The sequence below is a fragment of the Pseudomonas sp. Root71 genome (genome assembly GCF_001429045.1).
GTDB lineage: Bacteria > Pseudomonadota > Gammaproteobacteria > Pseudomonadales > Pseudomonadaceae > Aquipseudomonas > Aquipseudomonas monachiensis.
This window is the reverse complement of record NZ_LMHY01000025.1, coordinates 117105-129864: the sequence shown is the minus strand read 5'-3', so window position 1 is coordinate 129864 and position 12760 is coordinate 117105. Positions and strand designations below refer to the sequence as shown.

Sequence of the window (12760 nt, the reverse complement as noted above, 5' to 3'; positions counted from 1 at the left end):
TGGCTTTAATCGCTCGAGCTCGCAAAAAGCGCAAGCCGGTCGCCGAGATGAACGTGGTGCCTTACATCGACGTGATGTTGGTGCTGCTGGTCATCTTCATGGTGACCGCTCCGATGCTCAATCAGGGCGTGAAAGTTGATCTGCCCAAGGTTTCCAGTGAAGCCTTGCCGCAGGACAACAACACCCAGGTCCTGACCATTTCCATCAAATCCGACAAGACCTACTACTGGAACCTTGGCAGCGAAGTCGACACCGAAAAGCAGCAGGATCGGGCCATGACCCTGCCGCAGATGACTGACGCGGTGACCAAGATCATTCGTGTCGGCAACGAAGGCGGCAAGCGTACCCAGGTCTTCATTCGCGGCGACAAATCCGTCGATTACGGCTCCGTCATGGGCGCGATGGGCGGGTTGCAGAAAGCCGGGGTCGGTAATGTTGGCTTGATTACCGAGGCGCCCTGATGCAGCAACAGCGAGAGCCGTCCGCCTCGGAAAGCTACTTCTGGCCTAGTGTCTGGGCGATTGGCTTGCACGTGCTGGTGTTCGGCATGCTGTTCGTCAGTTTTGCCTTTACCCCGGAACTGCCGCCTGCCAAGCCGATTGTCCAGGCGACCTTGTACCAGCTGAAATCGAAAAGTCGGGCGACCACCCAGACCAATCAGAAGATTGCCGGTGAAGCGCAGAAATCCGCTGCGCGTCAGACCGAAGTCGAGCAGATGGAACAGAAAAAGGTCGAGCAGGAAGCGGTGAAGGCTGCGGAACAAAAGAAAGAAGAGGCGGCTCAAAAGGCCGAAGAAGCCAAGAAGGCCGACGAGGCGAAGAAAGCGGACGAGGCGAAAAAGGCTGACGAAGCCAAGAAAGCCGACGATGCGAAGAAAACCGCGGAAGCCAAGAAGGCAGAAGAGAAACAATTGGCTGATATAGCCAAGAAGAAAGCCGAAGAAGAAGCCAAGAAAGCCGCGGAAGAAGAGGCCAAGAAAGCGGCCGCTGAAGAAGCCAAGAAAAAGATCGTCGAAGACGCGAAGAAGAAAGCCGCGGAAGACGCCAAGAAGAAAGCTGAAGCTGAAGAGGCGAAGAAGAAAGTCGCCGAGGAAGCGAAGAAGAAAGCTGCCGCCGATGCTGCGAAGAAGAAATCGCAGGATGCGGCGCGTAAATCCGCCGAAGACAAAAAGGCCCAGGCCCTGGCAGATTTGCTTTCCGATACGCCGCAGCGTCAGCAGGCCTTGGCCGATGAGCAGGGCGACGAAGTCGCCGGCAGTTTCGATGACCTGATTCGTGCGCGTGCAGCGGAAGGCTGGGCTCGTCCACCTTCGGCACGCAAAGGCATGACGGTCGTGTTGCAAATCGGCATGTTGCCGGACGGTACGGTGACTTCGGTCAGCGTCTCCAAGTCCAGTGGCGACGGTCCGTTTGACGCATCGGCTGTTGCAGCAGTGAAGAATATTGGACGTTTGACAGAAATGCAGGGAATGAAGCCGAGTGATTTCGCTCCGTATCGTTCATTCAAGATGACATTCACACCTGAGGATCTAGCCTTGTGAGAAACCTTCTTCGAGGAATGCTGGTCGTTATCTGCTGCATGGCAGGGATGGCGATGGCAGATGAGAAAAACATTCTGGTTACCAGCGGCAGCGATCGGGCGACCCCGATCGCAGTCGTGCCGTTCGGCTTCCAGGGCGGTAGCGTGCTGCCGGACGACATGGCGGAAATAATCGGTAATGACCTGCGCAACTCGGGTTACTACTCGCCGCTTCCAAAGCAGAACATGATCAGCCAGCCGAGCCAGGCCAGCGAAATCATCTTCCGTGACTTCAAGGCCCTGGGTGCCCAGTATGTCATGGTCGGCAGCATTGTGCCGGCGGGCGGTCGCCTGCAGGTGCAATACGCACTGTTCAACGTGGCCACCGAGCAGCAAGTGCTGACCGGCAGCGTGTCCGGCGGCGTCGATCAGCTGCGCGACATGGCGCACTACATCTCCGACCAGTCGTTCGAAAAACTCACGGGTATCAAGGGTGCCTTCTCGACTCGCCTGCTGTACGTAACGGCCGAGCGTTTCTCCGAGAACAACACTCGCTATACCCTGCAACGGTCGGACTATGACGGTGCTCGCGCCGTGACCCTGCTGCAGTCGCGCGAGCCGATCCTGTCGCCTCGTTTCGCACCGGATGGCAAGCGCATCGCTTATGTCTCCTTCGAGCAGAAGCGCCCACGCATCTTCATGCAGAACATCGACACCGGTCGTCGTGAGCAGATCACCAACTTCGAAGGCCTGAACGGTGCGCCAGCCTGGTCGCCGGATGGCAATCGCCTGGCGTTCGTGCTGTCCAAAGACGGCAACCCGGACATCTATGTGATGAACCTGGGTTCGCGTCAGATCAGCCGCGTTACCAACGGTCCCGGCATCAACACCGAACCGTTCTGGGGCAAGGATGGCTCGACCATCTACTTCACGTCCGACCGCGGCGGCAAACCGCAGATCTACAAGACCAGTGCCGGTGGTGGCGGTGCCGAACGCGTGACTTTCGTCGGTAACTACAATGCCAACCCTAAACTGTCAGCTGATGAAAAGACGCTTGTCATGATTCACCGTCAGGATGGCTTCACCAATTTCAAGGTGGCAGCCCAGGATTTGCAGCGCGGTAGTGTAAAAATCCTCACTGATAGCACTCTGGACGAGTCGCCTACTGTCGCGCCCAACGGCACCATGGTAATCTACGCCACCCGCCAGCAGGGCCGGGGAGTCTTGATGCTCGTGTCCATCAATGGACGCGTAAGGCTCCCGCTTCCTACCGCACAAGGCGAAGTCAGAGAACCTTCCTGGTCCCCTTACCTGAACTGACGCGGCGCTATACGTTGTACTTAACACACTGGGGTTCATTAGGAGTTTCACGATGGAAATGCTGAAGTTTGGTAAATTTGCTGCGCTGGCACTGGCCATGGCTGTAGCTGTAGGTTGCTCGTCCAAAGGCGGCGACAATGCCGGTGAAGGCGCGGTAGATCCAAACGCTGGTTACGGCGCAAACACTGGTGCAGTTGACGGCTCCCTGAGCGAAGAAGCTGCACTGCGCGCTATCACCACTTTCTACTTCGAATACGACAGTTCGGACCTGAAGCCAGAAGCCATGCGCGCTCTGGACGTTCACGCCAAAGACCTGAAAGCAAACGGCGCTCGCGTTGTTCTGGAAGGCAACACCGACGAACGTGGTACTCGTGAGTACAACATGGCACTGGGCGAGCGTCGTGCGAAAGCCGTTCAGCGCTACCTGGTACTGCAAGGTGTTTCCCCAGCTCAGCTGGAACTGGTTTCCTACGGCGAAGAGCGTCCAGTTGCTACCGGCAACGACGAGCAGTCCTGGGCTCAAAACCGTCGCGTCGAACTGCGTAAGTAATTCGTCATGCGAACGTGCCGTCGTGCTGTAACTGTCCTGGCTCTCAGCCTCGCGCCGCTAGCGGTGTGGGCTGCGGTTCCTGTGGTCGATAATGACTCCGGCTATAACACTAGCGGGAGCAGTTATCCGCCTGCAGGTTACGGTACGAACGGCGCCTATGCCGGGGGAGGGGTTTCGGCCCCTGTCTCTGCACAGGGCGAGCTGTTCAACCAACTGCAATCAATGCAGCAACAGATCGAGCGCCAGCAAGGTGCGATCGAGGTTCTGCAAAATGATGTAGCGCGCATGAAGCAGGAAAACCTGGAGCGATACCAGGATCTTGATCGGCGCATAGGAACCGGCGTTGCACCAGCCGCGACTCCTGAAAATTCTTCCACCGGTGGTGATATGAATGCCGCTGGTGCAGCAACAGGTGCGGCAGCAGGCGCAGCCGCCGCTCAAGCACCTGCCGCGGGTAGCGAGCCAGCGGATCCGGCGAAGGAAAAGCTCTATTACGATGCTGCCTTCGACCTGATCAAGGCCAAGGATTTCGACAAGGCCAGCCAGGCTTTTGCCGCTTTCCTGCGCAAATACCCGAACAGCCAGTACGCGGGCAACGCCCAATACTGGTTGGGCGAAGTGAACCTGGCCAAAGGCGATCTGCAAGGCGCGGGTCAGGCATTTGCCAAGGTTTCGCAGCTGTACCCCAAGCACGCCAAAGTGCCGGACTCGCTGTACAAGCTTGCTGATGTAGAGCGTCGCCTGGGTCATACCGACCGGGTCAAAGGCATTCTGCAGCAGGTGGTGTCCCAATATCCGGGCACTTCCGCCGCTCAGCTGGCCCAGCGCGATCTGCAAAAAATGTAAGCATGCTTGACCCGTTTCAAAGAAACCCGCGCTTGTCGCGGGTTTTTTCGTTAGAATTCACGCCCTTTTTATGAAACACGCTTTTAGGGGCCTGCGCTTTGCCGGGGTTCCTTGAAGTGCCTGACGGAGGCGGACAGCCTGTTTAGCTGTTACGCCCGTGGCGACTATGCAAGACACATTGAGAATCACCGAAGTTTTCTACTCGTTGCAGGGTGAAACGCGGACTGCCGGGCTGCCCACTGTTTTTGTGCGCCTGACCGGTTGCCCTCTGCGTTGCCAATACTGCGACAGCGCCTACGCGTTCACCGGCGGAACCATTCGCACCCTCGACGACATCCTCGAGCAGGTCGCCGGTTTCCGTCCGCGATACGTCTGCGTCACGGGCGGCGAGCCCCTGGCGCAACCCAACGCCATTCCCTTGCTCAAGCGCTTGTGTGACGCCGGTTACGAAGTGTCACTGGAAACCAGTGGTTCTATTGATATCTCGGCAGTAGATTCCCGGGTCAGTCGCGTTGTCGACCTGAAAACCCCGGGTTCGAAGGAAGCACACCGCAATCGCTACGAAAACATTGAGCTGCTCACGCCCAACGATCAGGTGAAGTTTGTCATCTGCTCGCGGGAGGACTATGACTGGTCCGTTTCCAAACTGATCCAGTACGGTCTGGACAAGCGCGCCGGCGAAGTCCTGTTCTCCCCAAGTCACCATGATCTCAATGCTCGGGACCTGGCGGACTGGGTGGTGGCGGACAACCTGCCAGTGCGTTTGCAATTGCAGCTGCATAAATATCTATGGAATGACGAGCCGGGGCGCTGAAATGACTGAACAACTCAATACTGCTGAAAAACGTGCGGTCATCCTGCTGTCCGGTGGCCTGGATTCGGCGACCGTCGTGGCCATGGCCCGTGCCGAAGGCTATAGCTGCTACACCATGAGCTTCGACTACGGTCAGCGCTCTCACGCCGAACTGTACGCCGCCGAGCGTGTGGCACGGGACTTGGGTGTGGTCGAGCACAAGGTGATCGGCCTGAACCTGAACGGCATGGGTGGCTCGGCGCTGACTGACCGCAGCATCGATATTCCGGAAGAGTTGGGTGAGGGCATTCCGGTGACTTACGTGCCTGCGCGTAACACGGTGTTTCTGTCCCTGGCCCTGGGCTGGGCAGAAGTGCTCGGCGCACGGGACATCTTCATCGGCGTCAATGCGGTGGATTACTCCGGTTACCCAGACTGCCGTCCCGAGTTCATCGAGTCGTTCGAGCGCATGGCCAACCTGGCAACCAAAGCCGGCGTGGAAGGCAATGGCTTCCGCATCCAGGCACCGCTGCAAAACCTCAGCAAGGCGCAGATCGTCCAGGCCGGCGTGAAGCTTGGCGTGAACTACGGACTGACCGTTTCCTGCTATCAGGCCGACGATAACGGTCGTGCATGTGGCAAGTGCGACAGCTGCCGACTGCGTGCAGAAGGCTTTGCGGCGGCCGGAATCAGCGATCCAACCCCTTATTTTTGATTTATTTCAAAATAGGTGTTGAATAGTCCTTAAAAATCAGTATTATACGCGCCACCACACAGCGGGTCGTTAGCTCAGTTGGTAGAGCAGTTGGCTTTTAACCAATTGGTCGTAGGTTCGAATCCCACACGACCCACCATTTTTGGCGGTTTAGAAAATCCGGAAGGCCCACGCAAGTGAGGATTTCCGGGTTTTTTTTTGCCTGGAATTCAGCGGGGTGCTGTCTGGAGGGTGGGGCTTTCGTTAAGGTAGTAGTGGTTGCCTGGTTTACCGCGTCGCCGCGGTTTTCAATTCCCACGGTTTAAAGCTCAGCCACAACATCACCCCCGGTACCTGCAACGCAATCATCACACCCAGCGACCACTGATAAGCCTCCACCGGATACCCTTGCCCGGATGCTGGCCACAGGTTCAGAATTTCTCCCATCAACCACTGCAAGACAAACGCCAACACGAACACTACCAGGTTGAACGACGAACTGACCCGCCCGGCCAGTTCAGGGGATACCGACTGAGCCACGATCGCGTAGTTCATGGTGGTGGAGGTACCGAAAAAGCTGAAACCCATAGCAATCAGTAACGGCGATACGGGTAGTCCGCTGATCATCAGTGATTGAAATGCGATGAAGATTGAAACCCCGGCGCCGCACACCATGATCGGCTGTACGCCAAAGCGCCGCAGGTAATCGGTGGTCGAGCCGAACGCCAGCGAGCCTGCCACCATCGCCACGGCGGCCCAGAGCAAGATATTAGCCATGTTGGACTCGTTCAACTGGGCGACATCGCGTAGCCACGGCCCCATCCACAGCGACAGCACCGACATGTAGATCGCATGAGCAAACACCGAGTACAACGCCAGTCGCCAAAATATCCAGGAGGAGTAAAGCGTTCCTACGGCTTTGGACATTTCGGCGAGAGTTGTGTGTTTGGGGGGGTAGGTGCGGGGCACGCTCCGATGAATGACTATGCAGACGAACAAAGTCAGCAGCGCCAGAATCAAGAATGCTTCACGCCATGAGATCCACTTGAGCAGTTCATGCAACGGCGTGGTGGACGCCATTGCGCCCAAGCCGCCCACAGATAACAGGCATGCTGTACTCAGCGGCAGGCGTTCAGCAGGTAGCCAGATCGCGCACGCCTTGATCGCACTCATCAGCGAGCCAGCAACACCTAGGCCGATCAGGCCGCGACCAATGATCAGGCCCAATTCCGTATGGGAGAAGCTGAAAATCAGTGAGCCCAACACAGCGAACAGCAGCATGGGGGCCTGCACGCTACGCGGGCCGTAGCGGTCGAGCATGACCCCCAGTGGAATCTGCGCTGCGGCGAAAGTCAGAAAGTACACACCGGTAAGCAGGCCCAGGCTGCTGGCGGGCAGGTGCAGTTCCCGCTCCAGATCCACATAGATCAAGGCGTTGACCGTGCGAAACAGGTAGGACACAAAATGCCCGAGGCCAAAGGGGATGAATATGGTCAAAAACAAGTACAAAAACGAGTGTTTGGCTTCCTGATCGGCTTTGGTGCAAGAGCCTACGTTCTCATTGCTCATGTCGGAAGTGCCTCGCATGTGGAGAAAGTTGTGCGTATTTCACAGCAGAAGCGCCCCCGCTCTTCTTCAAGCCAAAGCTCATCGGGGCACGGTCGCATTTCCGAGAACTTTGCGTGACCAGCCTTCTTCAGGGCGTTGTTGATGCCGTCGAAGGACAACGGGTTATTGAAGTCGAGGAACAGCGGTTTGGGTTCGGTATCGATCTTGATGAAGGCATAACGGGGCAAGCCATGATCGGCGGCCCAGGCACGCCATTGCAGAGTGTGTTCAAGCTCGTCGACCGAGCCCTTTGGCTCTGGCAGGCGATCTCTGGTGAATAGCCAGGAAGCGCGCTTGTAGAGGGTACGGCCCAACCAGATACGTCGGTGTTCGTGTTTGGCCACGGTGCTGCCGGCCAGGGCGAAGCCCAGCCGGTGCATGGGGGTGGAATACACGCACAGCAAGTCTTCGCTGAACTGCCCTAGGGCGTCGACCACTTGCAGGCGTCCATTCGCCCGCAGTACTTTTGCCCTACCGGCGGCAAACTGCTGATCCGCCGCGACACAACCGCCACCAGAAGGCAGTACCAGTTGCAAGTAAGTGGGCTGCAATGGCCAGTCTATGTGCGAGCGTTGATAACTGTCGGGCGAGTCCGCCAGTATCAGGCGAGGGCGTTGGAAAATCGCCTCTACCTGTTGGTTTATCTGCGTATTGAACGGTCCGAACGGCGCGGCAACGGGCTGACTCAGCGTATGGACTGCCGGATGCACTTCACCCACGATGATTTCGTAATCGCCACGATTGAACGCCGCCACCGACGCGCTGGAAAGCAGGATATCCGGAGAGTGAAAGTCACTGCCAAAGACCTCGAAGCCGGCGACCTCCAGATCGGCGTTCAACAGGGCGATCAGGCGTTCGATGTCTGCCACACACAGATGCACCTCAGGATGCGCTGGGAAGTCCTGCAGTAGATGCGTCCAGGCCGTTTCCAGGCGCTGATCGAGGTCAAGGATGATGCGTGCTTCCAGTGCCGGAAACAGAGGAGCAAGCGTGCTGATCAGGTCGAGAAAATCAACCGGCTGCCCGGGGTTATCAGCATGGCGCTGTTCCCAGACCTCAATGAAAGCCTCATTGAGTTGATGCGCGATGGCTTTGATCAGCCACTGATTGATGCGCATCAGCGGCGTCAGCTCCTCGTTGACTTGACTGAGCACGGCTTGGCCGAGGCTGATGTCCATGTTTCTCGAACAATCCTCGTACACCGGGTAACGGCCGACATACATGGCGCCGGTTTCTCGGCTGAGGTCGACCCCTGCCTCGCCCATCAGTTGGTTCAAGCCCTCCAGGCATTCGGTCCGGCGCAGCAGGTCACCGTGGGCATAGTCGCGGCGCAAACCTTCCAGTACTTCAAGGCGCGATTGCCAGACCTGGCTGAACCTTTCGGATACCCCTGCGTTGGCCAGGCAGTGTTGTAGTCGCACGATTGGATTACGCTCACGAGGGGACATTTGCCAGCCTCGGTGCACGATCCGTTTGCTCACAAGATGTTCCAGTAGATCGTGCAATGTGCTGGCCGCGACTTCCGAACAGGCGCTCAACACCCCGGCAAACGTCGGCTCTCGACACTGTTGGTCGCTGATGTAATGAAGTACCTGCGCGGTTTGCGGGTTGAGGCGCTGGCTTTTGCATATCGGCATGAACAGGGTCTGTTCGTGCAGGTAGCAACCGGTATTGAGCTGCAAGGGCATGCGGTCGGTGTCGGGACATTGCTGGTTGATCTGTTCGACTAACCGCTGGACCACCCAATTCTCGAAGAAGGTGTGGCGATCCTTGATCCACGCCATGTCACCCTGGGTCAGCTGCACATTGTCGGTCTGGTGGGCATCGAACCGCCCCCAGGCCAAAGGTCCGAAAAAACTCGAGGTATCGTTCTTGGCGCAGAAACGTTGCGCGTAGCTCCAGCCCAAACGCAGCTTCTGCTTTTTGCGGGTGTCGTTTCTGTTGTGCCGGTCCCTGACCAGCTCACGTATGCGTGTCATCGCGGACGGGTTGGATATGAACAAGGCCTCGGCCACCGCTTCGTCATCCAGGAAGTCGATCAGCCCTTGGCGGGCGCTTTCCAGATAAGCGTCGTATTCCTGGGCGGCCTCTTCACGCGCCGAAGTTCGCTCCAACAAACCGTTCCAGCGCTGCAAAGCCTCGGCCAGAGATTCGCGCAACACTTCCGGCAGGTCGGAGGACTGCAGGACTTGGTCCTCGTTGAGTTTGCGGATGAGTTTTCGGCAGGCCTGGGGTGAATGCGAGTTGGCCTCTTCAAGTAACGTTGCCTTCTGCGCTTGCAATGAGCGGAAGTCTTGTTCAAAGGCGCGGCACAATGGCAGCTCAGCGAATCGGCCCAAATCCGTCAAGTGATGAATGGGGAAACCGGTCGATCGCAGCCAAAAGTACTGTGAGCTTTCCATGTTCTAGACCGGCATCCTGATTGCGTTGAGTTGATGCAGTTTACCGAGCAGTGCCAGGTCTTCGCCGCTGGGTTGCGCGGCGGCAGTAGAACTCAGCATCTGCATCAAGGTGTTTTGTGACTGCGGTTGCTCCAGGCATCGGTAGAGGTGCGCCGCGCGCGGGCCTATCAGCGTAAATTTGTGGCGGGCCTCAGGGTTGGGCAAATACACCAGGATGTGTTGGCTGGTTTCCTCAGGGCTGCTACGCCCCAGCAGGCTTTTATCACGCAACCAGTGCGACAGCGCATAATGGCTCTGGTAAAAGCGTGCACTGTCAGTGCGCTGATAATATCCCGGCACTACGTCGCTGGCTTCTATCAGTCCGGTGTAGAGGCGCACACATTCGCGCTCAAGCCCCATCAGGTCGCGAATCTGCGGGTAGTCAGCGAGTTCCTGGCGTTCGAGCAAAAAGCCCAGCGCCGAATCGCAATAGCCATAAACCCTTGGCCCGAAGTCGAACCACTCTTGTTGACGCAGGAATGCCTTGGACAGTGTCGGTAGATCCAGTCCGATGTTGAGCAGTGCACGCAAAGTCAATGGGGCGCCGGTTTCCAGCGCATTGATAAAGGAGTTGACCAGGCGGAACTGATAGTTTTCGATGAACCATTTCACCCCCTCAAACTGACTGGCGTAGGCGTGCAGAATCGCCCGCTCGTCATCGGGAAAGTGTTGCAGCCATTGAGTCGCGCCCTGAGCCTCATACAACTGCTTCTGCAGTGTTTCATCGCGTAGCAGGCGTCGCCATAGCTTCCAGACCAGCTCAGCCTCCATGCATCAGCTCCTGTATCGGTTTTGTATAGTGGTTCCAGATTTTCTGTGCGCGCCGCACATCGGTGACGATCATGTGTTCGTCGTTAGCGTCCATCACTCGTGTCAGTGCGTGGTGAGCCTGCCCCTGGTATTCCAGGATGATTCCCGAGGGTTGGGTGCGGGACATGAGTTCCTGGTACAGGTCCCAAACAGGTTCGGGGACACACGAGTCATGCCAGTCGTGGTAAAGCCCCTCGTGCCAACTGCCGCCGGCCAGATGCACCGAGATCACCTTGTCCAATGGCAAGGTGTCGAGGTAGTCGCGTAAGTCGAAGTTTTTCAGGTTCAGGTGATTGGTGTAGATGTTGTGCAAATCCAGGTGCAAAAAGGTACCGGACTGCTGCACGAGTCGGGCCAGGAACTCGGCTTCACGCATTTCCGCGCCCGGACATTGCAGATAATAGGCGGCGTTTTCATGGGCTAGCGGCGTCCCGTAATGCGCCTGCAACGTCTTCGCGCGTTCGGCGCAGCGCAGCACCTCGGCATTGGAAAACTGCAGCGGGCTGCTCCAGATATCCAGCCAGGAGTTGTCGCCATAAAAGCAATGGTTGGCGACCCATGGGCTGTTCAGCATCTTGGCCAGGGGCACGTGGCGTTGCACGGCGGCGGTTTCTTCAAGAGGGCTGAAACCAAAGTCGCAACCGTAATTGGAATGCGCCAGCAGTGTGAATTTCTCAGCCAGCCGATTGATCATCGCCAGGGCCGCGGGCCTGATAATCTGCGGGCCATCCATGGGAGCCATGATGTTGTCGAGCAGGATTTCCAGCACATCGATTTCGATGTCCTCAAATGGAAACCAGTCGAGAATCTCGGGGTTGTACTGGATACCCACACCAATCGGTTCGGGCTTAACGAAATTAGCCATGTGGTTGCCCAGTCAGAGGAAGAAGGCGGCTCCCTCGACGTAACGCCGAGGAAGCGTGGAGCGATCAGGCGAAAACTTTGCTTTCGATGATTTCGATATCGTCGAGGTCGAACTCCTCAAACGCCGTATCGTTGAGGACTTGCGGTGCGACGCTGCTAGCGGATTCGGTGGTGAGTTCATCTGTGTTGGCAATAGCTGGGGTCACTGTAGATTGAGTCATGACACTGTCCTTATGGGTGGTTGAAAAGGCGAATTAGGGTGGCTGCGGTGAAACACCAGGCGATTACCCAGCCCAGGCAGGTCAACAGGAATGTGCTCCAGTAGAGCCTGCGCAATGCAGGGGAAACCGCTTCCAGCGGCGCGGTGCGCCAATGCCGCTTTACATAGTTGAATGCACGCTGGCGCAGGCGCGGTTGCCCGAGCGCTTCGGTAATCGCCAGGTAAGTATCGCCATTGAAGATAGGTAGCAGCGTCGGGGCGAGGGAAATGAGCGAAGCCACGACCATCACCACAAAAAACGCCGGTAAAACCCCTTGGGTGTCACGGAACATCGCCCACAGGGTAATGCCCACGCCGGCGTATAGAAGGCTGATCAAAGGGCCTGCCAGAATGGTGATCACCCGTTGGTTCAGCGGCAGCTGCGACCATTGTTTCTGCACCGGACGTACCCAACCGGTGGCCAGCAACACGTAGATGCCGATTCCGAAATCGTTGACCTTGACCCCATAGTGACGACAGGCCATTGCGTGCCCCAGTTCGTGAAGGGCAATGGAAGTCAAAATGACCGGGAAGTGCCAGAGCAACCAGCGGTAGCTGTGGATATAGGTCTCGCCAGCATCGGCCATGAACGTGCCGAAGTGCGCGCCCAGGTATACGAAGCTCGCCAGGGCCAATGCCAGCAGCGGCAAGATAAATGCCGCGCGGCAGCACCAGGGCGCCAAGCGGTAAATATGATCGAGCAGTGGCTGCGGGTTGGTTTTCACCAGATTAATCAGCAGATGCTCTTTCAGCGGGCCGTAGGTGATGCCCGTGGCGGGGTCGCGCAGGTCCTTTTTATGCGCGGTTTGCTTGCTGCTCAGCAGTTTCAGGTTGAGCAACTTGCGCTCGAACTGCGCAAGCTTCTCAGGGCTGACCTTGATTCGATGCTGCGCAAGGGCGGCGTCGGCAATATCGTGCAGGCATCGCTGGCCATTGAAGAGCAAAGCAAGTGAGTACTCGGCCCTGCCCAGTTCAAAGCCAATATCATTATGGGGGTCGTAGAGATTGTAGCGCCACGTGACCGAATCGGCTGGCGGCGGGGTCACGACCAGGTCAT

General features: G+C 57.4%; 13 protein-coding genes and 1 tRNA gene. 8 read left to right on the top strand and 6 right to left on the bottom strand.

Annotated features, from left to right (window positions below; all coding sequences use genetic code 11):
* Positions 1-8 precede the first annotated feature (8 nt).
* From tolR to ASD95_RS16820, 8 genes are all read left to right on the top strand, one after another.
* A complete protein-coding gene (gene tolR, locus ASD95_RS16855) occupies positions 9-461 on the top strand; it encodes a protein TolR (protein ID WP_162135951.1) in 453 nt (150 codons plus the stop codon).
* A complete protein-coding gene (gene tolA / locus ASD95_RS16850; RefSeq protein ID WP_056726036.1) occupies positions 461-1540 on the top strand; it encodes a cell envelope integrity protein TolA in 1080 nt (359 codons plus the stop codon). The genes tolR and tolA overlap by 1 nt, the downstream gene beginning before the upstream one ends.
* 17 nt (positions 1541-1557) lie before the next feature.
* Positions 1558-2838 carry a Tol-Pal system beta propeller repeat protein TolB gene (gene tolB, locus ASD95_RS16845; RefSeq protein WP_167362903.1) on the top strand — a complete coding sequence of 427 codons (1281 nt, stop codon included), beginning with the start codon at positions 1558-1560 and terminating at the stop codon, positions 2836-2838.
* A gap of 52 nt (positions 2839-2890) precedes the next feature.
* Positions 2891-3388 carry a peptidoglycan-associated lipoprotein Pal gene (pal, locus tag ASD95_RS16840; RefSeq protein ID WP_003178634.1) on the top strand — a complete coding sequence of 166 codons (498 nt, stop codon included), beginning with the start codon at positions 2891-2893 and terminating at the stop codon, positions 3386-3388.
* 6 nt (positions 3389-3394) lie between these two features.
* On the top strand, positions 3395-4234 hold the full coding sequence (ybgF, locus tag ASD95_RS16835) for a tol-pal system protein YbgF (protein ID WP_056726035.1): 840 nt from the start codon (positions 3395-3397) through the stop codon (positions 4232-4234).
* A gap of 166 nt (positions 4235-4400) precedes the next feature.
* Positions 4401-5048, top strand: a complete 648-nt coding sequence (queE, locus tag ASD95_RS16830; protein ID WP_056726033.1) for a 7-carboxy-7-deazaguanine synthase QueE — start codon at positions 4401-4403, stop codon at positions 5046-5048.
* A gap of 1 nt (position 5049) precedes the next feature.
* Positions 5050-5742, top strand: coding sequence for a 7-cyano-7-deazaguanine synthase QueC (gene queC / locus ASD95_RS16825; RefSeq protein WP_056726031.1), 693 nt, complete (start codon positions 5050-5052; stop codon positions 5740-5742).
* A gap of 63 nt (positions 5743-5805) precedes the next feature.
* Positions 5806-5881 (top strand) — tRNA-Lys (locus ASD95_RS16820).
* Between the two features lie 128 nt (positions 5882-6009).
* Here ASD95_RS16820 and ASD95_RS16815 read toward each other — a convergent pair.
* The 6 genes from ASD95_RS16815 to ASD95_RS16795 all read right to left on the bottom strand — a co-directional run bounded on the left by ASD95_RS16815 (position 6010) and on the right by ASD95_RS16795 (position 12749).
* Positions 6010-7290 carry an MFS transporter gene (locus ASD95_RS16815; protein ID WP_056726029.1) on the bottom strand — a complete coding sequence of 427 codons (1281 nt, stop codon included), beginning with the start codon at positions 7288-7290 and terminating at the stop codon, positions 6010-6012.
* Positions 7287-9611 carry a lantibiotic dehydratase gene (locus ASD95_RS16810; protein ID WP_236709750.1) on the bottom strand — a complete coding sequence of 775 codons (2325 nt, stop codon included), beginning with the start codon at positions 9609-9611 and terminating at the stop codon, positions 7287-7289. Before ASD95_RS16810 ends, ASD95_RS16815 begins: the two co-directional genes overlap by 4 nt.
* Before the next feature lie 123 nt (positions 9612-9734).
* Positions 9735-10541 (bottom strand): hypothetical protein, encoded by an 807-nt coding sequence (locus ASD95_RS16805; RefSeq protein WP_056726024.1) that lies wholly within the window; start codon positions 10539-10541, stop codon positions 9735-9737.
* Positions 10531-11445 (bottom strand): DUF692 domain-containing protein, encoded by a 915-nt coding sequence (locus ASD95_RS16800; RefSeq protein ID WP_056726022.1) that lies wholly within the window; start codon positions 11443-11445, stop codon positions 10531-10533. Before ASD95_RS16800 ends, ASD95_RS16805 begins: the two co-directional genes overlap by 11 nt.
* A 64-nt stretch (positions 11446-11509) precedes the next feature.
* Complete coding sequence (gene tglA / locus ASD95_RS29205; RefSeq protein ID WP_156385803.1) at positions 11510-11665, bottom strand: 3-thiaglutamate biosynthesis pearlin carrier peptide TglA; 156 nt, start codon at positions 11663-11665, stop codon at positions 11510-11512.
* Positions 11666-11675: 10 nt separating this feature from the next.
* Entirely contained in the window at positions 11676-12749 is a 1074-nt protein-coding gene (locus ASD95_RS16795) for a M50 family metallopeptidase (protein ID WP_082562991.1), read from the bottom strand.
* Positions 12750-12760 lie beyond the last annotated feature (11 nt).

Bases quoted from the DNA above. Each gene is read 5' to 3' on its own strand.
- queE (WP_056726033.1), top strand. From the start codon at position 4,401: ATGCAAGACACATTGAGAATCACCGAAGTTTTCTACTCGTTGCAGGGT.
- ASD95_RS16805 (WP_056726024.1), bottom strand. From the start codon at position 10,541: ATGGAGGCTGAGCTGGTCTGGAAGCTATGGCGACGCCTGCTACGCGAT.
- tglA (WP_156385803.1), bottom strand. From the start codon at position 11,665: ATGACTCAATCTACAGTGACCCCAGCTATTGCCAACACAGATGAACTC.
- tolB (WP_167362903.1), top strand. From the start codon at position 1,558: ATGCTGGTCGTTATCTGCTGCATGGCAGGGATGGCGATGGCAGATGAG.
- ybgF (WP_056726035.1), top strand. From the start codon at position 3,395: ATGCGAACGTGCCGTCGTGCTGTAACTGTCCTGGCTCTCAGCCTCGCG.
- ASD95_RS16815 (WP_056726029.1), bottom strand. From the start codon at position 7,290: ATGAGCAATGAGAACGTAGGCTCTTGCACCAAAGCCGATCAGGAAGCC.
- ASD95_RS16800 (WP_056726022.1), bottom strand. From the start codon at position 11,445: ATGGCTAATTTCGTTAAGCCCGAACCGATTGGTGTGGGTATCCAGTAC.
- queC (WP_056726031.1), top strand. From the start codon at position 5,050: ATGACTGAACAACTCAATACTGCTGAAAAACGTGCGGTCATCCTGCTG.
- tolA (WP_056726036.1), top strand. From the start codon at position 461: ATGCAGCAACAGCGAGAGCCGTCCGCCTCGGAAAGCTACTTCTGGCCT.
- pal (WP_003178634.1), top strand. From the start codon at position 2,891: ATGGAAATGCTGAAGTTTGGTAAATTTGCTGCGCTGGCACTGGCCATG.